The sequence below is a fragment of the Frigidibacter oleivorans genome (genome assembly GCF_003993775.1).
GTDB classification, from domain to species: Bacteria; Pseudomonadota; Alphaproteobacteria; order Rhodobacterales; family Rhodobacteraceae; genus Frigidibacter; species Frigidibacter oleivorans.
Genome location: NZ_RJRZ01000019.1, coordinates 19,743 through 41,853 on the forward strand (window position 1 = coordinate 19,743; position 22,111 = coordinate 41,853).

Annotated in this window: 21 protein-coding genes; 5 read left to right on the top strand and 16 right to left on the bottom strand. The window is 67.8% G+C overall.

Features of this window, described 5'->3' with window-relative positions; all coding sequences use genetic code 11:
• Nucleotides 1–51: 51 nt before the first annotated feature.
• On the bottom strand, nucleotides 52–1,998 hold the full coding sequence (gene thrS / locus EEY80_RS17435; protein WP_126978726.1) for a threonine--tRNA ligase: 1,947 nt from the start codon (nucleotides 1,996–1,998) through the stop codon (nucleotides 52–54).
• 197 nt (nucleotides 1,999–2,195) lie between these two features.
• Here thrS and EEY80_RS17440 point away from each other — a divergent pair, with 197 nt between their 5' ends.
• Both EEY80_RS17440 and EEY80_RS17445 read left to right on the top strand, forming a co-directional pair.
• Nucleotides 2,196–2,972, top strand: coding sequence for an alpha/beta hydrolase (locus tag EEY80_RS17440; protein WP_126978728.1), 777 nt, complete (start codon nucleotides 2,196–2,198; stop codon nucleotides 2,970–2,972).
• Nucleotides 2,973–3,063: 91 nt separating this feature from the next.
• The gene (locus EEY80_RS17445; protein ID WP_126978730.1) at nucleotides 3,064–3,786 is read left to right on the top strand and encodes an alpha/beta fold hydrolase; all 723 of its coding nucleotides are present in this window, start codon (nucleotides 3,064–3,066) and stop codon (nucleotides 3,784–3,786) included.
• A 20-nt stretch (nucleotides 3,787–3,806) separates the two neighbouring features.
• On the opposite strand, the gene phaZ is transcribed toward EEY80_RS17445, so the two are convergent.
• The gene (phaZ, locus tag EEY80_RS17450; RefSeq protein ID WP_126978732.1) at nucleotides 3,807–5,126 is read right to left on the bottom strand and encodes a polyhydroxyalkanoate depolymerase; all 1,320 of its coding nucleotides are present in this window, start codon (nucleotides 5,124–5,126) and stop codon (nucleotides 3,807–3,809) included.
• A gap of 98 nt (nucleotides 5,127–5,224) precedes the next feature.
• Between phaZ and phaC the strand changes: the two genes are divergently transcribed.
• The 3 genes from phaC to phaR all read left to right on the top strand — a co-directional run bounded on the left by phaC (nucleotide 5,225) and on the right by phaR (nucleotide 8,487).
• Nucleotides 5,225–7,036: a class I poly(R)-hydroxyalkanoic acid synthase gene (gene phaC, locus EEY80_RS17455; protein ID WP_126978734.1), complete on the top strand. Its 1,812-nt coding sequence runs from the start codon at nucleotides 5,225–5,227 to the stop codon at nucleotides 7,034–7,036.
• A gap of 217 nt (nucleotides 7,037–7,253) precedes the next feature.
• Entirely contained in the window at nucleotides 7,254–7,706 is a 453-nt protein-coding gene (locus EEY80_RS17460) for a Phasin (RefSeq protein WP_126978736.1), read from the top strand.
• 217 nt (nucleotides 7,707–7,923) lie between these two features.
• Complete coding sequence (phaR, locus tag EEY80_RS17465) at nucleotides 7,924–8,487, top strand: polyhydroxyalkanoate synthesis repressor PhaR (protein WP_126978738.1); 564 nt, start codon at nucleotides 7,924–7,926, stop codon at nucleotides 8,485–8,487.
• Between the two features lie 49 nt (nucleotides 8,488–8,536).
• Here the strand turns inward: phaR and EEY80_RS17470 are convergent, their stop codons facing one another.
• From EEY80_RS17470 to ppk2, 14 genes are all read right to left on the bottom strand, one after another.
• The gene (locus tag EEY80_RS17470) at nucleotides 8,537–9,904 is read right to left on the bottom strand and encodes an aminotransferase (RefSeq protein WP_126978740.1); all 1,368 of its coding nucleotides are present in this window, start codon (nucleotides 9,902–9,904) and stop codon (nucleotides 8,537–8,539) included.
• A 141-nt stretch (nucleotides 9,905–10,045) separates the two neighbouring features.
• On the bottom strand, nucleotides 10,046–11,266 hold the full coding sequence (locus EEY80_RS17475; protein ID WP_126978742.1) for a DegT/DnrJ/EryC1/StrS family aminotransferase: 1,221 nt from the start codon (nucleotides 11,264–11,266) through the stop codon (nucleotides 10,046–10,048).
• Nucleotides 11,267–11,404: 138 nt separating this feature from the next.
• The gene (locus tag EEY80_RS17480; protein WP_126978744.1) at nucleotides 11,405–12,706 is read right to left on the bottom strand and encodes an NAD(P)/FAD-dependent oxidoreductase; all 1,302 of its coding nucleotides are present in this window, start codon (nucleotides 12,704–12,706) and stop codon (nucleotides 11,405–11,407) included.
• Nucleotides 12,706–14,061, bottom strand: coding sequence for a glutamine synthetase family protein (locus tag EEY80_RS17485; protein WP_126978746.1), 1,356 nt, complete (start codon nucleotides 14,059–14,061; stop codon nucleotides 12,706–12,708). Before EEY80_RS17485 ends, EEY80_RS17480 begins: the two co-directional genes overlap by 1 nt.
• Nucleotide 14,062: 1 nt before the next feature.
• Nucleotides 14,063–14,743: a type 1 glutamine amidotransferase gene (locus tag EEY80_RS17490; RefSeq protein WP_126978748.1), complete on the bottom strand. Its 681-nt coding sequence runs from the start codon at nucleotides 14,741–14,743 to the stop codon at nucleotides 14,063–14,065.
• Between the two features lie 76 nt (nucleotides 14,744–14,819).
• Entirely contained in the window at nucleotides 14,820–16,154 is a 1,335-nt protein-coding gene (locus EEY80_RS17495; protein WP_126978750.1) for a glutamine synthetase family protein, read from the bottom strand.
• A 1-nt stretch (nucleotide 16,155) separates the two neighbouring features.
• A complete protein-coding gene (locus EEY80_RS17500) occupies nucleotides 16,156–16,983 on the bottom strand; it encodes an ABC transporter permease (RefSeq protein WP_126978752.1) in 828 nt (275 codons plus the stop codon).
• Entirely contained in the window at nucleotides 16,980–17,867 is an 888-nt protein-coding gene (locus tag EEY80_RS17505; protein WP_126978754.1) for an ABC transporter permease, read from the bottom strand. The genes EEY80_RS17500 and EEY80_RS17505 overlap by 4 nt, the downstream gene beginning before the upstream one ends.
• A gap of 37 nt (nucleotides 17,868–17,904) precedes the next feature.
• Nucleotides 17,905–18,633: a transporter substrate-binding domain-containing protein gene (locus tag EEY80_RS17510; protein WP_126978756.1), complete on the bottom strand. Its 729-nt coding sequence runs from the start codon at nucleotides 18,631–18,633 to the stop codon at nucleotides 17,905–17,907.
• A 60-nt stretch (nucleotides 18,634–18,693) separates the two neighbouring features.
• On the bottom strand, nucleotides 18,694–19,470 hold the full coding sequence (locus EEY80_RS17515; protein ID WP_164738304.1) for an ABC transporter ATP-binding protein: 777 nt from the start codon (nucleotides 19,468–19,470) through the stop codon (nucleotides 18,694–18,696).
• Nucleotides 19,471–19,582: 112 nt separating this feature from the next.
• Entirely contained in the window at nucleotides 19,583–20,338 is a 756-nt protein-coding gene (locus EEY80_RS17520) for a phosphate/phosphite/phosphonate ABC transporter substrate-binding protein (protein WP_235829895.1), read from the bottom strand.
• On the bottom strand, nucleotides 20,335–20,778 hold the full coding sequence (locus tag EEY80_RS17525) for a tellurite resistance TerB family protein (protein WP_126978758.1): 444 nt from the start codon (nucleotides 20,776–20,778) through the stop codon (nucleotides 20,335–20,337). The genes EEY80_RS17520 and EEY80_RS17525 overlap by 4 nt, the downstream gene beginning before the upstream one ends.
• A gap of 40 nt (nucleotides 20,779–20,818) precedes the next feature.
• Nucleotides 20,819–21,112: a DUF1330 domain-containing protein gene (locus tag EEY80_RS17530; protein WP_126978760.1), complete on the bottom strand. Its 294-nt coding sequence runs from the start codon at nucleotides 21,110–21,112 to the stop codon at nucleotides 20,819–20,821.
• Nucleotides 21,113–21,169: 57 nt separating this feature from the next.
• On the bottom strand, nucleotides 21,170–22,084 hold the full coding sequence (gene ppk2 / locus EEY80_RS17535) for a polyphosphate kinase 2 (protein WP_126978762.1): 915 nt from the start codon (nucleotides 22,082–22,084) through the stop codon (nucleotides 21,170–21,172).
• Between the last annotated feature and the right edge of the window lie 27 nt (nucleotides 22,085–22,111).

Genomic DNA, 22,111 nt, shown 5'->3' on the forward strand with positions numbered 1-22,111 from the left:
AGCGGCGCGACCCGCTTGCGGGGCAGGGTTCGAATCGACGCCTTCCTGCCGTCAGCGCAGGTCGGGCGGGGTCGCTTCGGCCGAGAGTTGCGCCACGACGGCGTCGAGTCCCAGCGACTCGGTTCGCGTCTCGCCGAGGCGGCGCAACGAGACGCTGCGTTCCTCCACCTCTTTCATCCCGATGGCAAGGATTACCGGCACCTTGCCGACGGAATGTTCGCGGACCTTGTAGTTGATCTTCTCGTTGCGGGTATCGGCCTCGGCGCGCAGGCCGCGTGCCCGCAGCGCCGCCACCACCTCGGCCACATAGCCGTCGGCATCCGACACGATCGAGGCCACTACCACCTGCCGGGGCGCCAGCCAGAACGGAAGCTTGCCCGCGTAGTTCTCGATCAGGATGCCGAGGAAGCGTTCGAACGAGCCCAGAACCGCGCGGTGCAGCATGTAGGGCCGGTGCTTGCCGCCATCCTCGCCCACGAATTCCGCCCCCAGCCGGTCGGGCAGGTTCGGGTCGACCTGGAAGGTGCCGCACTGCCATTCGCGCCCGATGGCATCCGTCAGCTTGAAGTCGAGCTTCGGGCCGTAGAAGGCGCCGTCGCCCTCGTTGATCTCATAGGGCAGGCCCAGCTTCTCGATCGCGCCCTTCAGCGCGCCCTCGACCTTGTCCCACTGTTCGTCCGTGCCGATCCGAACCTCGGGCCGGGTGGACAGCTTGATGTCGAACCGCTCGAAGCCCAGATCGCGATAGACCGACGAGAGCAGCTCGATGAAACCCGCGCATTCGGATTCGATCTGGTCCTCGGTGCAGAAGATATGCGCGTCGTCCTGCGTGAAGCCGCGCACCCGCATCAGACCGTGCATTGAGCCCGAGGATTCGTAGCGGTGGCAGGACCCGAATTCCGCCAGCCGCAGCGGCAGGTCGCGATAGGATTTCAGGCCCTGGTTGTAGACCTGTACGTGGCAGGGGCAGTTCATCGGCTTCAGCGCGTTGATCCGCTTTTCCTTCGCGCCTTCCTCGTCGACCTCGACGATGAACATGTTCTCGCGATAGGCCTCCCAGTGGCCGGATTTTTCCCACAGCACCCGGTCCACCACCTGCGGCGTGCGGATTTCGCGATAGCCTGCGCTGCGCTGCCGGCGGCGCATGTAGTCTTCCAGCGTGCGATAGACCGTCCAGCCGTTGGGGTGCCAGAACACCATGCCCGGCGCCTCTTCCTGCAGGTGGAACAACTCCATCTCGCGGCCCAGCTTGCGGTGGTCGCGCTTCGCGGCCTCCTCGAGCATGGTCAGATGTGCCTTCAGGTCGTCGCGGTTGCGGAAGGCCACGCCCTGGATCCGCTGCAGCTGCGGCCGGTTCACGTCGCCGAACCAGTAGGCGCCCGACACGCCCATCAGCTTGAAGGCATCGGCGGGCAGCTGCCCCGTATGCTGCAGATGCGGGCCGCGGCACAGGTCCTGCCAGTCGCCGTGCCAGTACATGCGGATCGGCGCGCCTTCGGGGATGCGGTCGATCAGCTCGATCTTGAAGGGCTCGCGCCGCTGTTCGTAATAGGCCAGCGCCCGGTCGCGCGACCAGATCTCGGTCCGGACCGGCTCGCGGGCGCTGATGATCTCGCGCATGCGCTTCTCGATCGCGCCCAGATCCTCGGGGGTGAAGGCCTCGGCGCGGTCGAAGTCGTAGAACCAGCCCTTTTCCGTCACCGGGCCGATGGTGACCTTCACGTCCGGCCACAGCTCCTGCACGGCGCGCGCCATGACATGGGCGAAGTCGTGGCGGATCAGTTCCAGGGCCGCGGCATCGTCCTTCATCGTGTTGATGGAGATGGCGGCGTCGGCCTCGATCGGCCAGGCCAGATCCCAATGCGCCCCGTCCACCCGGGCGGAAATCGCGGCCTTGGCCAGCGACGGCGCGATGGAGGCGGCCACCTCGGCGGGCGTCACCCCCGCGTCGTAACGGCGGATGCTGCCATCGGGAAAGGTCAGGGAAATCTGGCTCATGGCCGGTTCCTCGTCGGTTTGGCGCCCACGGAACGCCCGGTTGCGGGTTGTTCCGCCTCTATCCGTCTTTCGCCGGGCACTGTCAACGCGGGGGCCGCCGGGCCCGGACGCGCGGGCCTTGGCCTGCTGGCGGGACCGTGCATTGCCTTCGCCGCGGCAGCGCCTAGGATGGCCGGAAAAACAGCCGGAGCAGGACGATGACCCAGATACCGACGCCGTTTCTGGCCACGCCGCAGGGGCGACGGATCGCCCATGTGCGGACCGAAGGTCAGGGGCCGGGGGTCGTGTTCCTCGGCGGCTTCCGGTCGGACATGACCGGCACCAAGGCCACTGCGCTGGAGTCATGGGCGCAGCGGACGGGGCGGGCCTTTCTGCGCTTCGACTATTCCGGCCACGGGCAAAGTTCCGGCGACTTCCTCGACGGGTCGATCGGCGACTGGTTCGAGGATGCGATGGCCGCGATCCGGCAGCTGACGGAGGGGCCGCAGGTTCTGGTCGGCAGTTCGATGGGGGGCTGGATCTCGCTGCTGGTCGCCCGCGCGATGCCGGAACGGGTGGCGGGCCTCGTCACCATCGCCGCCGCGCCGGATTTCACCGAGGATTCCATGTGGGCGGGCTTCACCGACGCGCAGCGCGCGGAGCTGATGTCGGCGGGGCGGCTGGACCTGCCGTCGGATTATTCGCCCGACCCCTATGTCATTACCCGCCGGTTAATCGAGGACGGGCGCGACAGGCTGGTCCTGCGCCAGCCGCTGCACCTGCCGATGCCGGTCCGGCTGCTGCACGGCTCGGCCGATACCGACGTGCCCACCGCGGTCGGCATGCGGCTGTTCGACCATGCCAGCGGACCTGACATCCAGCTCTTGCTGGTGAAGGAGGCGGACCACCGCTTTTCCTCGCCGGACTGTCTGGCGCTGATCGAGGCCGCGGTGGAGGAGGTGCTGTCGCGGGTGCGCGGCGGTTCGGCGGCGTGAGGCGCTTGTCGAAATCCTGCGATCCGCGGCCTGAATTGCGGGCCGTCCGGCCTCCAGCTTGTCTGCTCCCTGCAATCCGGGCGATGGACCGATGACCGAGGATGCGGCAGAGCCGCTGCTGCTGATCCCCGGGCTGATGCAGGATGCGCGGGTCTTCTGGCACCAGATCATCACCCTGTCGGCCGAGCGGCCGGTGCAGGTGGCAAGCCTCGGCGCCGCCAGCGCGGTCGAGGACATGGCCCGTCTGGCGCTGGATCATGCCCCGCCGCGCTTTGCCGTGGCCGGCCACTGGCTGGGGGCGCTGGTGGCGATGGAGGTGCTGCGCCGCGCGCCCGAACGGGTGACGCGGATCGCGCTGATGGATGTGAACCCGCTGCCCGAGACGCCGCAACAGGCCGCCGCGCGCGAACCCCGGCTGGTCAAGGCGCGGGCGGGGCGGCTGGCCGAGATGATGCTGGAGGAGGTGCCGGCCTCGGCCCTGGCCGACGGCCCGCAGCGGACCGAAGTGCTGGCGATCCTGCAGGACATGGCCGATGCGCTTGGACCCGAACCCTACCTCGCCCAGTCCCGCGCGCTGGTCCGCCGCCCCGATCACCAGCGCACGCTGCGCACCGCCCGGCTGCCGGCGCTGGTGCTGTGCGGCGAGGCCGACACGATCTGTCCGGTGCGCCGGCATGAATTCCTGGCGGAACTGATGCCGCATGCGCGGTTCCAGCTGATCCGGGGCGCGGGCCACCTGCCGATGCTGGAACAGCCCGAGGCGGTGACGGCGGCGCTGCAATCCTGGCTGCGGGCGCCGCTGCTGTTGCGCTGACCCGGGGGCCAGCCCCGCGGTCAGACCGGGACCGCGTCCGACTCGCCCATGCCGCGCCGCTGGCGGCCGCCGCGGACGGCCCGCAGCGACGGCTTCGCGCCCGGCACCGCGGCCGAGGCCTGTTCCATGAAGGCCAGAACCAGCGGGCGGATGTTGTCGCGCCAGCTGCGGCCGGCGAAGATGCCGTAATGGCCCGCGCCCGGCTCCAGGTGGCTCGCCTTCTTGTCCGCCGGAACGCCGGTGCAGAGGTCGATGGCGGCAAGGCACTGGCCGGGGGCCGAGATGTCATCCTTCTCGCCCTCGACCACCATCACCGCCACCTGGGTGATCTTGCCGATATCCACCTGCTTCGCCCCGACGGTGAACACGTTCCGCGCGATTACCCGGCGCTTGAAGATGCGTTCCACCGTCGACAGGTAGAACTCCGCCGGCATGTCCATGACCGCGAGGTATTCATCGTAGAAGCGGTTGTGCTGGTCGTGGTCCGAGCTTTCGCCCTTGGCCGCGCGCATCATCTGCCCGAGGAAGGCCTCGCCGTGCCGGTCGATGTTCATCGAGATGAAGCTCTGCAGCTGCAGAAGCCCCGGATAGACCAGCCGGCCGGCGCCGCGATACTTGAAGCCCACGCGCTGGATCATCGCATGTTCCAGCTGGCCCATCGTCACGCGGCGGCCGAAATCCGTGACCTCGGTCTCGGCCGCGCCGGGGTCGATCGGCCCGCCGATCAGGGTCAGGGTCCGGGGCTGCGCGGCGGGCTCTTCCTCGGCCAGATAGGCGGTGGCGGCCAGCGTCAGCGGCGCGGGCTGACAGACGGCGACCACATGCAGGTCCGGCCCCAGATGCCGCATGAAATCGACGAGGTAGAGCGTGTAGTCCTCGATGTCGAACTTGCCGGCGCTGACCGGAATGTCACGGGCATTGTGCCAGTCGGTGACGTAGACCTCGCAATCCGGCAAGAGGCTCGCCACCGTCGACCGCAGCAGCGTCGCGTAATGGCCCGACATCGGCGCCACCAGCAACACGCGCTTGGATTTCGGCGCGCGGCCCTGGGCACGGAAATGGATCAGGCTGCCGAAGGGGCGGGTCACCACCGTCTCGACCTGGACGATATGGTCGCGCCCGTCCTCGCCCACGACGGTGCGGATGCCCCAGTCGGGCTTGGCGACCATGCGCGAAAAGCTGCGTTCGGTGACCTCGCCCCAGGCCGCGATCATGTTGAACAGGGGGTGCGGCGCTAGGCCCCAGGCCGGGTAGGAGGCCATGGCCCGGGCCGTCGCGCCCAGCCATTCATTGGTGTTTCGCGCACTTTCCATCAGGTCGTAGGTGAACATGCTCTTCATGGTGTCTCCTGTCCCGCCGGGGTCACGCACATTCGTCGCTTTCCCCCCCGACAGGGCGACGGTATGCTTGTTTTCAAGGATAGGGAGGATGCCCCAGCATGACAACCGCCGACAAGGGACAGCCCGGGTCCCAGCTGCCCGCTGCCGAGCGCGAGAAGCTCGAGGCGAACCTGCAGAAGCTGGAGGATCTGACCCAGCGTCTGACCCGCGCCCTGACCCACAAGCGCGCCGTCAACCCGGCGCTGGAGGGGCCGGGGCAGGAGCTGTACATGAAGGCCGCCGCCGCCTGGATGACCGAGGCGATGCAGCATCCGGGCCGCCTGCTGGAACAGCAGATCGGCTATTGGGGCAAGGCGGTGAAGCATTACGTCGACGCACAGCAGGCCTTGGCCAAGGGCAGCTTCGCGGTGCCCGAGGACCCGGGCCCGGCCGACAAGCGCTTTGCCAACCCGCTGTGGAACAGCCACCCCTGGTTCAACTTCATCAAGCAGCAATACCTGATGTCGGCCGAGGCGATCCAGCAGGCGGTGGCGCAGCTGGACCATCTCGACCCGCGCGACCGGCGGCGGGTGGAATATTTCACCCGCCAGATCATCGACATGATGGCGCCCACCAACTTCCTCGCCACCAATCCCGACGCGCTGGAACGGGCCTTGGCGACCGAGGGGCAAAGCCTCGTCGACGGGCTGGAAAACCTGGTCCGCGACCTCGAGGCGAACAACGGCGACCTGCTGATCACCCTGGCGGACATGAAGGCGTTCGAGGTGGGGCGCAACATCGCCACCTCGCCGGGGGCGGTCGTCTTCCGCAACGAGCTGTTCGAACTGATCCAGTATGCGCCCTCCACCGACAAGGTGCGCCGCATCCCGCTGGTGATCTTCCCGCCCTGGATCAACAAGTTCTACATCCTCGACCTGAAGCCCGCGAACAGTCTGGTGAAATGGATCGTCGACCAAGGCTTCACCCTGTTCGTCGTCAGCTGGAAGAATCCCGATCCCAGCTATGCGGATACCGGGATGGAAGATTATGTCCGCGACGGCTATCTGACCGCGATCGAGCAGGTGAAGCAGATCACCGGCGAGACGAAGGTGAACGCGGTCGGATATTGCATAGCGGGCACCACGCTGGCGCTGACGCTGGCGCTGATGCAGAAGCGGCGCGACCGGTCGGTGAATTCGGCGACCTTCTTCACGACCCTCACCGATTTTTCCGATCAGGGCGAATTCGTGCCCTTCCTCGATGACGATTTCGTCGACGGGATCGAGAACCAGGCCCGCTGCGACGGCATCCTGTCGAAATATTACATGACGCGGACCTTCTCCTATCTCCGCTCCAACGACCTGATCTATCAGCCGGCGATCCGCAGCTACATGATGGGCGAGGCGCCGCCCGCCTTCGACCTGCTGTTCTGGAACGGCGACGGCACCAATCTGCCGGCGCAGATGGCGGTGGAATATCTGCGCATGCTGTGCCAGCAGAACCGGTTCAGCACGGACGGCTTCCCGCTGATGGGCGAAACGCTGCGGCTGTCCGACGTGCAGACGCCATTCTGCGCGGTCGCCTGCGAGACCGACCATATCGCGGCCTGGCGCAGCAGCTTTTACGGGATGAGCCGGATGGGATCGAAGGACAAGACCTTCATCCTGTCGGAATCGGGCCATATCGCTGGTATCGTCAACCCGCCCACCCGCGACAAATACGGCCATTACCTCAGCGAGGTTCCCCTGGCCGAAGGCGCCGATGCCTGGAAACAGGCCGCGCGGTTTACCCGTGGCAGCTGGTGGCCGGAATGGGGGCGGTGGCTGGAGAAACGGTCGGGCGCGCTGGTGCCCGCGCGGCAACCGGGCGGCGACCGCCCGGTGCTGGCCCCGGCACCCGGAACCTATGTCGGGGAAGCGGTCCCCGGCTAAGGCAAGGCGTTGATTGCACGGCGTTTTCCGCGGAGCCGCGACAGGCTCCGGGGCACTGCGGGCGTTTGCGGCTTTCCGAAAGATGCGCAAGCCGTCTTTCCCGCGTTACAAAAATTTCTTCTGCAGTGCAGCGATGGGGGTTGTAATGCTGCAGTGCAGCATCTATTATACTTGCCAGTCGAACAGGGCAGCCACCTGATCCACGAGGAGAATGAGAATGCAGAATACCCAAGACTTCACGAAGGTCATGCAGGACATGATGCAGGCCTTCCCGATGGACGCCTCTGCCATGCAGGGCGCCTTCAAGACCCAGGCCGCCCTGACCGAGAAAATGGCGAAGGTTGCTCTGGAAGCCGCCGAGAAATCGACCGAGATCTCGGCGAAATGGACCAAGGATACCATCGCCAAGCTGGGCAACCTCGCCTCGGCGAAGGAAGAGCCGACGGAATATTCCAAGGCGATGACCGACTTCGCCGCCGCCGCCGCCGAGATGGCCGCCGAGCATCTGGCCGCCTTCGCCGAAGTGGCGAAGAAGGTGCAGATGGAAACGGTCGAGCTGATGATGGCTGCCGGCAAGGACTTTTCCGAAGACGCGACCGCTGCGGTGAAGAAAGCCACCAACGAGGCGACCGCCGCCACGAAAAAAGCCACCGTCACCCCGGCGAAGTGATCGCCCGGACGGTCGTCTGACACGACGTCGGGCTGGCGCTCTCCTCCCTGCCGGCGCGACGATCTGGGGGCGGACCATCGGTCCGCCCTCTTTTTATGTGCCGCGACGCGGCGCCACACGGGTCCGGTTGTCCCGCTGCGCATTCTTTCTGTTGTCTTTTTCTCCGGCCGCCGCGTAGTCTTTCCGCATCGCAACAAATTGCTGCAGGGAGGTGGACGTGGCCGAGGAGACAAAGCCGCTGCTGATCAAGCGTTATGCCAGCCGCAGGCTCTACAACACCGAGACCAGCGACTATGTCACGCTGGAGGATATCGCCTCGTTCATCCGCGCGGGGCGCGAGGTGCAGATCGTCGATCTGAAATCCGGCGATGACCTGACGCGGCAATACCTGCTGCAGATCATCGCGGAACATGAAAGCCGGGGCGAGAACGTCCTGCCGGTCGATGTGCTGACCGACCTCGTCCGCAGCTACACGACGCAGGCGCAAAGCGTGGTGCCGCAGTTCCTGGCGATGTCCTTCGAGATGCTGCGCGAAGGCCAGTCGAAGATGATGGAAAACCTGCAGACCTTCCCGAACCCGATGGCCTCGATGCCCGGCTTCGACGCGCTGACCCGCCAGCAGCAGAGCTTCCTGAAGGCGATGATGGGCGGCTGGAAGCCCGGCTCCTCCGGTCCCGAGATGGAAAGCGACAGCGCGCCGCGCGGCAGCGCCGAAAAGGAAGAGCTGGCGCAGATCAAGAAGCAGCTGGCCGAGCTGCAGGCGAAACTGTCGAAGCTCTGACGCCGGGGGCCCAGGGGTTGGGGGGCCGGAGGTTCCGGCCCCGCCTGGGTCAGGCCACCTCGGCGAAGACCTTCTTCAGGGCCGCGTCGAGTTTCTCGAACATCTCGTCCATCTGGCCTTCGGTCAGGATGAACGGCGGGCACAGGACGATCGACTGGCCCAGCGGGCGGCAGATCAGCCCGTGATCTGTGCAGGTATTGGCGATCCGTTCGCTGACCGACAGCGTGCCCGGGAAGGGGGTCTTGGTCGCGCGGTCCTTCACCGCCTCCAGCGCCCACATATAGCCGATGCCGCGCAACTCGCCGATGTTCGGGTGTCTGGCAATCTCGGCCAGGCCCGCCTCCATCCGCGGGGCGAGCCGGCGGACATTCTCGGCCAGCCCCTCGTTCATCACCACGTCAATGGCCTTCAGCGCGATGGCGCAGCCCACCGGATGGCCCGAGGCGGTGAAGCCGTGGGGGAATTCCTCGATTGCCTCGGCGGCGGCCTGCAGCCGGTCCGACAGGTCGGGGCCGAGGATCACCGCACCCATCGGGAAATAGCCGGCGGTGATGTTCTTGGAACTGATGATCGCGTCGGGCGTGAAGTCGTAGGTCTGGCTGCCCCAGGTGTTGCCGGTGCGCCCGAAGCCGCAGATCACCTCGTCGGCGATCAGCGGGATGCCGTATTTCTTCAGCACCCGCGACACGGCCTGGAAATAGCCCTTGGACGGCGGGATCACCCCGCCCGCGCCCATCACCGGTTCGGCGAAAAAGCCCGCGATCGTGTCGGCCCCTTCTTTGATGATCGTCGCCTCCAGCTCGTTCGCCAGACGCTGGGTGAACTGTTCCTCGCTCTCGCCCTCCTGGCCGAAACGCCAGTAATGCGGGCAGCCCAGATGCAGGAAGCCCGGCAGCGGCAGGCCGAAGACGCTGTTATAGGGCTTGCCGGTCATGCTGGCCGACACGGCGGTGACGCCGTGATAGGCGTTCCAGCGGGTCAGGATCTTGCGGCGCTGCGGCTGGCCCTCGGCCAGCCCCAGGAACCACAGCATCTTGACCATGGTGTCGTTCGCCTCGGACCCGGAATTGGTGTAGAAGACCCGCCCCCGCTCGAAGGGCGAGACCTCTACCAGCTTTTCCGACAGCAGCACCGTCTGGTCCGACATCCGGCCGAAGAAGGCGTGATAGCCGGGGAAGCGGTCATACTGCGCCTTCGCCGCCTCGGCCAGCCCCGGATGGTCGAAGCCCGCGACCATGTTCCACAGGCCGGAATTCGCATCCAGATAGCGCCGCCCGTGCACGTCGACGACATAGGGGCCCTCGCCATGGGTCAGCACCACCGCGCCGCGTTCCTTCACCGACGGAAGATCGGTGAAGCCGTAGAGCGAGGCGTTGTCAGCCCGGGATTCCCAGCTGTTGGGCGCATCGTCGCGCATGATCCATTCCTTCCGGTTGGCAGGTCCGTCGCCGGCCCCGCGGTGGCTGGCGCAAGGCTATCCGGGCGCGGCCCTGCCTTCAACTCCCGCCCGGACGGCCCGCGGCGTCAGGCAGGTTCGGGTATCAGGCAGGCCTAGGTGTCAGGCGGTTTCGGCCTCGGCGGCCAGCAGCGCATCGGCGATGAGGTCCAGTTCCTCGCGGACCAGCCGGGCGGGCAGGCGGACATCGCAGGCCCGGCGCAGCATCGCGCGGGTGATTGGCAGGTCCGGCAGGTCGGGCAGGAACTGCCAGTTCCAGAAGGCGCGGGCATTGCCGGCGGACAGGCCGAAGACCTGCACCTCGACCCCCCGCGCGCGGGCGGCGGCGGCAAAGGCCAGCACCTGCGCATCCTGCGCGAAGCCCCGCAGCAGGAACTGGATGGAATCCGGCGCGCGCGTCTCGGCCGGCAGGGGCGGAGGCACCTCGAACCGCGGGCTGGCGGCCAGCCGGGCGGCGACATGGTCGTGATTGGCCAGCCCGTCCCGCGCGCGGCGCTCCACCTCGACCAGTTGCGGTCGGATCACCGCCGCCGACAGGTTCTGCATCCGCATGTTGTACAGCGGCAGGCGGTTCTGCCAATGGGTGAAGCTGTTCTGGAAGCCGGGATGCTTTCGCCAGTTCTCTTCATAGGCGCCCGACATGATGACCGCGCGCGCCGCCACTTCGGGGTCGTCGGTGACCAGCATCCCGCCTTCGCCGCCATTCACCAGCTTGTAGGACTGGAAGCTGAAGCAGCCCACGCGCCCCAGCGTGCCGATGGGCCGCCCGTTCCAGCGCGTGCCCAGCGAATGAGCCGCATCCTCGATCACCGGCAGGGCGCGCGCGCCCGCTTCGGACAGGATGGCATCCATGTCCGAGGTATGGCCGCGCATGTGGCTGATCAGCACGGCATCCGCGTCCGCCAGCTTTGCGCGGAAATCGCCAAGGTCGATCCGCAGATCCTCGCCCACCTCCACTAGGACCGGCACGCAATCGGCATGGACCACCGCCGAGGGCACGGCGGCGAAGGTGAAGGCGGGGACCAGCACCCGCGCCCCCCGCGGCAGGTCCAGCGCCTTCAGCGCAAGGAAGATGGCAGAGGAGCAGGAGGAACAGGCAAGGGCATAGCGGCTGCCCAGCAGGCCGGCGAATTCCGCCTCCAGCAGCGCCACGGGCGCACCGGAGGCTGCGGTGTAGCGAAACAGGTCACCGCTGGCCAGCAACCGCTCGATCTCGTCCCAGGCGGCATCGGGGATCGGTTCGGCACGGTGGACATCGGGGGCGCGAAGGGCAGGGCGGGCGGGGGCTGCGGCACGGGGCAGCGTCACTCCGTCATCGGGCATCGTCCTGTTCCGTCGTTCTTGCCGTCGGGTCCGGTGTAGCCGAGCCGGGCGCTTTTTGCCACTGCCAAGGCGTCTCACCCCCGTGACACCCCCGTGAGGCGCCGGCGCATCGCCAGCCGGCGCGCAACTTGCGCCGCGTCAGAACCCCAGCCGGTCGCGCAGGGCGAACCATGTCATCGCCAGCACCAGCAGCGGCGTCCGCCCGGCCCGCCCGCCGGGGAAGCGCGGCGTCGGCAGCCGGGCCATCACGTCGAAGCGTTCGGCCCGTCCCGCCAGTGCCTCGGCCATCAGCCGGCCCGCCATCACCGCCATCGCCACCCCGTGCCCCGAATAGCCCGAGGCCGACAGGATGTTCGGCGCGACGCGCAGGAAGCAGGGCAGGCGGCTCATGGTGATGGCCAGCGTCCCGCCCCAGGCATGGTCGATGCGGATGTCTTTGAGGTCCGGATAGACCTGCAGCATCGGGCCGGTGACGGTGCGGCGCACATCGGGAAAGCGGTAGCCATAGCTTTCGCCGCCGCCGAACAGCAGCCGCCCGTCCTCGCTGAGCCGCCAGTAATTCACCACGAACTTCGTGTCCGCGACCGCGACATCCTCGCGCAGCACCTGGTCCCGGCGGTCGCCCAGCGGTTCGGTGGCGAGGATGAAGTTGTTGATCGGCATCACCCGCGCCGCCACCTCGGGCGCAAGCCCGCCCAGATAGCCGTTTGCCGCCAGCACCACCTGATCGGCCTCGACCATGCCGCGTGCCGTCCGCACCCGGACCAGCCGCCCGCGCTCGATCCCGGTCACATGGCTGCCTTCGTGCAGCACCGCGCCCGCGCCCATCGCCGCCTGCGCGAGGCCGATGGCCAGGTTCAGCGGATGCACATGCCCCGCGCCCCGGTCGATGTCGCCGCCGCAATAGGCCTCGGACGGCAGGATCGCCCGCAAGGCCTCGCGGTCCAGCGGCTCGATCCGGTCATAGCCATAGTCGCGGGCCAGCTTGTCCGCGGCGCGGCGGGCGTGATCCACCTCGGACTGGCTGCGGCAGGCATGGACGATGCCGGGGCGAAACCGGCAGGGCATGTCGTGGCGGGCGATCAGGTCCCGCACCAGCGCCTTCGCCTCTTCGGCGATGTCCCACAGGCGCCGCGCCTCGGCCTTGCCGCCGATCTTTTCCAGCTCGTCCTGATCCAGCCGCTGGCCGGTGCCGACCTGCCCGCCATTGCGCCCCGAGGCCCCGAAGCCCACGCGATGCGCCTCCAGCAGGACGGTGCGAAAGCCGCGCTCGGCCAGATGCAGCGCCGCCGACAGGCCGGTATAGCCGCCGCCCACCACGCAGACATCGGCGCGCACCGTGCCCTCCAGCGCGGGCAGGCGCGGCATCGGCGCGGCGGTGGCGGCATACCAGCTGTCGGGCCATTCCCCCCGCCGGTCATTGGCAAACAGCAGGTCCATCAGACGTTCAGCAGCAGATGCTCGCGCTCCCACGGGCTGATGACCTGCAGGAATTCCTTGTATTCGTTCCGCTTCACGCTTTCGTAGACGCGGCAGAACTCCACCCCCAGCACCTCGCGGATCGGGTCGCATTCGGCGAGGATGTCGAGCGCGTCGCCCAGGTTCGTGGGCAGTTCCGCATCGTCCATATAGGCGTCGCCCAGACATTCGGGGCGCGGCAGCTTCTGTTCGACCAGCCCCAGATAGCCGCAGGCGAGCGACGCGGCGAAGGCGAGGTAGGGGTTGCAGTCCATCCCCGCCAGCCGGTTTTCCAGCCGCCGCGCCGCCGGGTCCGAGATCGGCACCCGAAGCCCGGTGGTGCGGTTGTCGCGGCCCCATTCGAGGTTGATGGGCGCGGCGAAGTCCGGGACATAGCGGCGATAGCTGTTCACATAGGGCGCGAGCAGCGCGATCACCGCGGGCAGGTAGGTCTGCATCCCGGCGATGAAATGCAGGAAGGCGTCCGTCTCGCCGCCATTCTCGTCCGAGAAGATGTTGCGCCCGGTGGCGATGTCGACGATCGAGTGATGGATATGCATCGCCGATCCCGGCTCGCCCTCGATGGGCTTGGCCATGAAGGTGGCGAAACAGTCGTGGCGCAGCGCCGCCTCGCGGATCAGCCGCTTGAAGTAGAAGATCTGGTCGGCCAGTTCCACCGGCGCGCCATGCTGCAGGTTGATCTCGACCTGACCGGCGCCGCCTTCCTGCAGGATGCCGTCGATCTCGAATCCCTGCGCCTCGGCGAAGTCGTAGATGTCGTCGATGACCTTGCCGTATTCGTCCACGGCGGACATCGAATAGGCCTGCTTGGCGGCGGCGCGGCGGCCCGACCGGCCCATCGGCGGCTGGATCGGCATGTTCGGGTCGGTGTTGCGCGCGACGAGGAAGAATTCCATCTCGGGCGCCACCACCGGTGTCCAGCCCCGGTCGGCGAACAGCTGCACCACCCGCCGCAGCACGTTGCGCGGCGCCACGGGCACCGGCGCGCCCGACTGGTCTTTCACGTCGTGGATCACCTGCAGGGTCACGTCCGCCGTCCAGGGCGCGGCGCTGGCGGTGCGGAAATCCGGCGTCAGGATCATGTCGGGTTCGGTGAAGGCGCCCGACGGATTGTCGGCCCAGTCCCCGGTGATCGTCTGCAGAAAGATCGAGTTCGGCAGGAAGAAGCTGGGCTGCTTGGCGAATTTCGAGGCCGGCATCGCCTTGCCGCGCGCGACGCCGGCGATGTCGCCGACGATGCATTCCACCTCGTCGAGCCGTCGTCCGGCGATGTAGTTGCGCGCGGCTTCGGGGATGCGGTCGATCCAGTCGGACATGTCAGGCCCTCGGCTGCTGGAAGAAGGCGGCGATGCGGTCGGCCAGCACGGCGGAATCCTTGGGTGCGCCGATGCCAGCCTCGGCCCGATCCAGCAGGTCGTCGGGCACCGCGCCGCGCCCGCGGGTGCGGATCAGCCCGGCGATAACCGCGTCGCCGAATTCCGGATGCGCCTGCACGGTGAAGGCGCGGTCGCCATAGACCAGCGCCGCGTTCTCGCAAAAGGCGTTCCGCGCCACGACCTCGGCATCCGGCGGCAGCGACACGACCTGATCCTGATGCCAGGCGTTCAGGCGCAGGGGCTGGCCCTCGAACTGATAGTCCTGCGCCCCCACGGCCCAGCCCCCGTCATGCTTGCGCACCGTCCCGCCAAGAGCCTGCGCGATGATCTGGTGGCCGAAGCAGATGCCGACCATCGGCACGCCCGCGGCATAGGCGCGGCGGATGAACGCCTCCAGCGGCGGGATGAAGGGGTGGTTCTCATAGGCGCCGTGGCGCGAGCCGGTGATCAGCCAGCCCTCGCAGTCATGGACGTCCTCCGGAAATTCCATCGCCTCGACATGGAAGGTGCGGAAGGTCAGGCCACGGTCCTTCAGGAGCGCGCGGAACATGTCCGGATAGTCGCCCAGTTCGTCGCGCAGGACGTCGGGCGACTGGCCGGTCTGCAGGATGCCGATCAGCATGAAAAGCTCGTCTTTCTTGGTCGCGGCCAACCTACGCCCGCCCCCCGGCAGGGCGCAAGGGGGCGGAACGGCGCGGTCAGACGGTGTCGAGGTAGATTTCCGTCTGCTCCTCGGGCGAGAGTTCCGCCATGTAATGCAGCTCCTGCCGCTTGGTCATGACGAAGTTGTCGACCAGCTCCTGCGAGAAGATGCGCCGCACCACCGGGCTGCCGGCAAAGGCGTTCAGCGCGCCGTCCCAGGTCGTGGGCAGTTGCGGCAGGTCCAGTGCATAGGCATTGCCCACGATCGGCGGCGGCGGCTCGATCCGGTCCTCGATGCCGATCAGCGCCGCGCCCAGGATCGCGGCCAGCATCAGATAGGGGTTCACGTCGCCGCCCGCGACGCGATGTTCGATCCGCCGGGCCGCGGGGCCCGAGGCGGGAATGCGCAGCGCGGCGGTGCGGTTCTCATAGGCCCAGCCGATGCCGGTGGGGGCATGGGCGTCGGGCACCAGCCGGTCGAAGCTGTTCTCGTGCGGCGCGAAAACCAGCGTCGATCCGGTCAGCGCCTGCAGGCATCCGGCGACGGCATGGCGCAGCGCTGGGGCACCATCCGGGCTGCCGTCGTTGAAGATGTTGCGCCCCTGCGCGTCGAGGATCGAGAAATGCGTATGCATCCCGTTGCCCGACCATTCCTCGTAGGGCTTGGCCATGAAGCTGGCGGCGAAGCCGTGGTTCCGCGCCAGACCCTTGACCAGCATCTTGAACAGCCAGGCATCGTCCGCCGCCTTCAGCGCATCCGGCTGATGCATCATGTTGATTTCGAACTGTCCCGGACCGGCCTCGGAAATGGCGGTGTCGGCGGGGATGTCCATCGCCTCGCAGGCGTCGTAGAGGGCCGAGAAGAAGCGGTCGAACGCGTCGAGCGCCCGCAGGCTGAGGATCTCGCCCCCCGTCCGCCGCTTGCCCGAGCGGGGCGAGGGCGGCACGCGCAGCTGCTTGCCGGAATCGTCGATCAGGAAGAATTCCAGTTCCGTCGCCACCACCGGCGTCAGCCCGCGCGCTTTGTAGCGCGCCACCACCGCGGCCAGCGCCTGCCGCGGATCGCCGTCATAGGGGCGGCCGTCCTGATGGAACATCCAGATCGGCAGCAGCCCGGTCGGCGCGTCCAGCCACGGCATCGGCATGAAGCCGCGTTCCGTGGGCAGCAGCACCCCGTCGACATCGCCGGATTCGAAGACCAGCGGGCTGTCCTCGATATCCTCGCCCCAGATGTCGAGATTCATCACCGAGAAGGGAAAGCGCGTGCCTTCGGTCACGATCTTTTCCGCGAAACGGGCGGGAATGCGTTTGCCCCGCGCGATCCCGTTCAGATCCGCCGCCGCCACGCGGATCGTGCGCACCTGCGGGTGCTCTCTCAGCCAGTCCATGATCTCACCTGATGATCTGCGGTCTCAGCTTCAGGCGAGGCCGCTGGTTGGGGGCAAGATGCCGGTTCAGCCGCCGGTTTGCCACCCCGAACAGCAGGGTCAGGCCAAGCGTCAGCAGGATGAAGTATCCCGCGACGATCGGGTAGGGCACGAAGGGGTTGAAGGTCTTGTCCGCGAAGTAGTTGGCGTAATAGAGCGCGTCGCCCCGCTGCTGGAAGGCCGGGAAGCCCGAAAAGAAGACCAGGGTGGTGGCGTGGAACAGGAAGATCGCCTCGTTGGTATAGGCGGGCCAGCCCAGGCGCAGCATCGTCGGCCACAGGATGCGGCGGAACCGCGCCCAGCCGGTGATGCCATAAGCCTCGGCCGCCTCCAGGTCGCCCTTGGGCACCGATTTCAGCGCCCCGTAGAAGATTTCCGCCGAATAGGCGGCGGTGTTCAGGAACAGCACGATCAGTGCCCCGGCCCAGGCCCGGGTCAGCCAGGCGGTTTCCACCGTGATCCCGAAGACGTCGATGCCCTGCCGGGGCAGCATCACCAGCGCCTCGTAGGCGAGGAAGAACTGGATGAACAGCGGCGAGCCCCGGAACAGGAAGATGAACCATTCGGCGGGCTTGCGCAGCCAGCGCGACCGCGCCGCCTTGGCGAGTGCAAGGCCTGTTGCAAGGACAAAGCCCGAGGTCAGCGCCAGTGCGCCGAAATAGATGTTCCAGATCAGCCCCGAACCGATCAGCACGACCTGCTGGCACAGGGTGAAGTCGGATCGCGGCAGCAGCCGTTCGCCGACGCCCAGCGACCGCAGCCCGTAATCGGCCAGTGTTTCCCAGCAGCTCATGCCGTGGCCCCCGCCTTCCGCATCGCCTCGCCCGCCATCGTCGCCTGACCGCGCGACAGCCGGGCCGAGATGCGCGCCAGCACCAGTTCCGAGATGCGGGTCATCAGCAGGTAGAAGACCAGCAGCCCGAGGAAGTAGTAAAGCCGCCAGTCGGGATGCGGATATTCATAGGCCGAGGTCTTGGACCCGCCCAGTTCCCGCGCCCAGTAGACCACGTCGCGCACCCCCAGCAGGAACAGCAGCGGCGTCGCCTTGATCAGGATCAGCCACAGGTTCGACAGTCCGGGCAGCGCATAGATCCACATCTGCGGGATCAGGACGCGCCGCGTCGCCTGCCGTTCCGACATCCCATAGGCCAGCGCGGTTTCGATCTGCGCGCGGGGCACGGCGTTCATGGCGCCCAGCAGGACGTTCGCCGCGAAAGCGCCGAAGACGATGGCGAAGGTCACGACCGCCAGCCCGAAGCCATAGAGGCTGTGGACCGATTGCGGCGCGGCGCCCGGTGGCACCTTGGCCTGCGGGCAGACACGGAATTCCAGTCCGTTGCGGATCGGCTCGGTCCAGTCGGGACAGCGGACCTGATGCGTCAGCCATTCGATGCCCTGATCCAGCGCGATGACGAAGAACAGGAAGAACACGATGTCCGGCACGCCCCGCACCATCGCCATGTAGCCGCGCCCGAGGATCGACACGAGCCCCAGCTGCGACCGCGCCGCCAGCGCCCCGGCAAAGCCGAAGGCCAGCGCCACCGGCGCCGTCACCGCCAGCAGGATCAGCACGGTGCCGAAGGAGCGATAGAAGTCGAGGTGCTTGCCCGAGGTCAGGTAGCACGCCAGCCAGTCGAGGCCGGACAGCAGCGAGGGATCGGCGCAGGACGCGAACATCGGCAGGCGGGGCGGGCACGCGGCCCGCCCCCTTTCCTCAGAAGGTCTTGGCTTCGGCGCCGAACCATTTGGTGATCATGGTGTTCAGCGTGCCGTCGTCCTTCATCGACTGGATCGCGGCGTCGAACTTGCCGCGCAGTTCGTCGTCACTGTCGCGCAGGCCGATGCCGATGCCGCCGCCAAGCGGCACGTCCTCGCCCACGAAGGTGAACTCGCCGCCCGATTCAGACACGATCGGCGCGAGGAAGTCCTTGTCGGCGAAGACGGCATCGGCCTCGCCGTTGCGGACGGCGGCGACGGTTTCGTCCGGCGTGGCATATTCCAGCAGTGTCGCGCCCGACTCGGCCACATGCCCCGCCTGGATCGTGCCCACCTGCGCCGCGACCACCCCGCCCGTGATGTCGGCATCGGCCGACAGGCCCGCATAGGCAGAGGCCGCCGGCGGGAAGTAGTTCTGGGTGAAATCCAGCACTTCCTCGCGCTCGTCGGTGATGCTCATCCCGGCGATGATTGTGTCGTAGTTGCCCGACTGCAGGTTCGGGATGATCGAATCCCAGTCCGTCGTGACCCAGGTGCAGGTCAGCTCGGCGCGCTTGCACAGTTCGTCGCCGAGCTCGCGCTCGAAGCCGTCGACCTCGCCCTGGTCGTTGATGAAGTTGTAGGGAGGATAGGCGCCCTCGGTGCCCATCCGCACGGTCTGCTGGGCGAAGGCCGCGCCAGAGACGAGCGCGAGAGTCGCGGTCGTGGCGATCAGCAGGTTCTTCATGTTACCTCTCCTTGGTTCATCGGGCCTTGTCGCCCTTGGGTATCTCGACAATCGCAAGCGTCAGGCCGGCGCGCCAGCCCGAAGGAACTGCCGCAGCCGTTCGGTCTGCGGCGCGCCGAAGACCTGCGCGGGCGGGCCTTCCTCCTCGATCCGGCCCTTGTGCAGGAAGACGGTATGATCCGACACGTCGGCGGCCAGCCGCATGTCATGGGTGACGAGGATCATGGTCCGGTGTTCGTTGGCCAGATCCTTGATGACCTTGACCACCTCCTGCTGCAGTTCGGGATCCAGCGCCGAGGTCGGTTCGTCGAACAGCAGTGCGCGCGGTTCCATGCACAGGGCGCGGGCGATGGCGGCGCGCTGCTGCTGGCCACCCGACAGCTGTGCGGGCCAGGCGTCGCACTTGTCGCCGATGCCGACCTTGGCGAGGTATTCGCGCGCCTTCGCCTCGACCTCCGCCCTGGGCCGGCCCAGAACCGTCACCGGCGCCTCCATCACGTTCTGCAGGATGGTCATGTGCGACCACAGGTTGAACTGCTGGAACACCATCGACAGGTTGGTGCGGATGCGCGTCACCTGCGCCCGGTCCGCCGGCTGGCGCATCAGCCCCTCGCCGCGCCAGCGCACGGCCTCGCCTTCGAACAGCACCTCGCCCGACTGGCTGTCCTCCAGCAGGTTGCAGCAGCGCAGCAGCGTCGACTTGCCCGAGCCGGACGACCCGATCAGCGACACCACATGGCCACGGGCGGCGGTGATGGAGACCCCCTTGAGGACTTCCAGCTGCCCATAACTCTTGTACAGGTCGCGGATCTCGATCACAGGGGCTGGGGTCGGCACGAACAGGTCCCTTGCTGGGGGCGTTTTCCGAAATAGCACCGGCTTCGCGCCGAAAAGCAACGGAGTCCTGACGGAAGCGCAGGAAAGTTGCCCAGATTTCGGGCATCCGCGCTCAGGCTGCGGGCGGGATGGGCAGCGCCAGATAGTCGGCGGGACGGACCGGCACCACGCCGTCGATCCCCAGATCCCGGCGGTGCGCCGGGTCCAGTGCCATCAGAGCCTCGGCCAGCGCCGCCGCGATCGCCGCGCCGTCCTGCCCCGCCGCCGCGATCAGTGGCAGTGCCGGCGTAGGCGGGGTGCCGGCCGCGATGCGCAGCCGCGCCGCCAGATCGGGTTCATGCCGCGCGATGCCGCGCCACGTCACCGCGTCCAGCGTGGCCCAATCCGCCCGCGCCTCGGCCACCGCCAGGGCCGAGCCGCGATGCGACCCGGTTTCCAGCACCGGCCGGGCAGACAGACCGGCGGCGGCGAGCCAGTCGCAGGCCGCGGCCCAACCCGACTGGCTGTGCGGCTGGTTGATCGCCAGCCGCGCGGGGGCAAGCTCTGCCGGCAGGCCGCGCGGATCGTCGGCTCGGACCAGCACGACGCTGTGATACTGCCCCGGCGCCAGCCCCGGCAGGCCGTAGTCGAAGGTGGCAACCAGCGTCACGCGGTCGTGCAGGCGGGTGCGGTAGGGCAGGCTGCAGGTCTGGCCCAGCACCAGCGCGGGGTGTTCCCAGCCCTCCCACAACCCGATGTCGCGCGACAGGGCGGCGGGGGCGGCGATGCCCCGGTCGCGCAGGGCCAGCGCGGTCAGGGTCCACATCGCGTCATGCGCGACCGCCAGTTCCGGCCGGTCATACATCGGCAGGGCGGCGATGGCCGTCATGGCGCGCGCCGTGCCTCCACCCGCTGCCGGGCCAGCGCCGAATCCCGGTCGTTGACGCCCAAGAGGTTCGCCACCAGCCGGATCAGCGCGTCCTCTTCGGCATCGCGCTGCCCGTCCGCCAGCGCCACGTCCCACAGCGCCTCGATCACGCCGGTGCGGTCCTCGTAGGGGACCGCCTCCTTCAGCGCGCGGGTGAAGCGGACGGTGTCGGGCGCCTCGGCCTCCAGCGTCTCGGCCTCGACCCGCAGTGCCGCCGCCTCGAAGGGCGACAGGCCCCGGCCCGTCAGCACCCGGTCGATGCGGGCACGCTCGGCGCTGTCATAGCTGTCATCGGCCCGGGCGATGCGCACCAGCAGCGCCGCAAGCGACAGCGAGGCCTCGGCGGCGGGCAGGGGGGCGGGGGCGGGGGCCGCGAGGCGGCGCAACAGATCGGCAAACATGGGCCGACCCTAGCCGCTGCGGCGCGCGACGGGAAGCCGCTCAGCCCTCCCACCCCTCCACGATTGCGAGAGCGATCTGCCCCGCCGGTCGACGGATGGCCAGCGCCTGCTGATAGCCGGGGCTGTCATAGCAGGCGCGGGCAGCCTGAAGGCTGGGAAACTCCACCACCACGATGCGCGGTGCGAGGCTGCCCTCGCGCTGGTCCAGCGGCGCGCCGCGGATCAGGAAGCGTCCGCCGAAGGCAGCGATGGGCTCGGCATTCGCGGCCTGATAGCACCGCCACGCCTCGACATCCTGCACGCTGCCATTGGCAACCCAGTAACCCTTGGCCATCGCGCCCTCCCCGCCGGTTCCGCCGCAGCAGGCCCCGGCCGGGCGGGCGCGTCAAGCTCAGTATTTCGACGGGACGTACAGTTCCGGCGGCAGCACGGCGCGTTCGTAATCCGGGTTGAACACCCGGTCGGGCAGGCTGATGTCTTCGTGCGGGACGGGCTCGTAGGGGACCAGCGACAGCAGGTGGTCGATGCAGTTCAGCCGCGCGCGCTTCTTGTCGTTGCCCTCGACGATGTACCACGGCGCCTCGGGGATGTTGGTCCGGGCGAACATCTCTTCCTTGGCCTTGGTATACTGTTCCCAGCGGATCCGGCTTTGCAGGTCCATCGGGCTCAGCTTCCACTGCTTCATCGGGTCGTGGATGCGCATGAGGAAGCGCATCTGCTGTTCCTCGTCGGTGATCGAGAACCAGTATTTCACCACGGTGATCCCCGACCGCACCAGCATCCGTTCGAATTCCGGCACGTCGTGGAAGAACTCCTCGACCTGGTCCTCGGTGGCGAAGCCCATCACCCGCTCGACGCCCGCGCGGTTGTACCAGCTGCGGTCGAACAGCACGATCTCGCCCCCGGCCGGCAGATGCGGCACGTAGCGCTGGAAGTACCACTGGCTCTTTTCGCGGTCGGACGGTGCGGGCAGGGCCACGGTGCGCACCACGCGCGGGTTCAGCCGCTGGGTGATGCGCTTGATCACGCCGCCCTTGCCGGCGCTGTCGCGGCCCTCGAACAGGACCACGACCTTCTTCTTGTGATACTGCACCCAGTCCTGCAGCTTGATCAGTTCCGCCTGCAGCCGCAGCAGCGCGTGGAAATAGACGGTCCGGTCGATGGTGTCCGGATGCGCCTGCTTGTAGATCTTGGCGATCTCGAGGCTCAGCGCCGCGTCTTCCAGTTCCAGCTCGCGCTCTTCGTCGAGCGAGTCGGCGAATTCCGCCTTCAACCAGTCCTGTCCGGGAAATTCGCTGTCGGTCATCGGGGCGCTCCGCATGGGTTGCCGCCT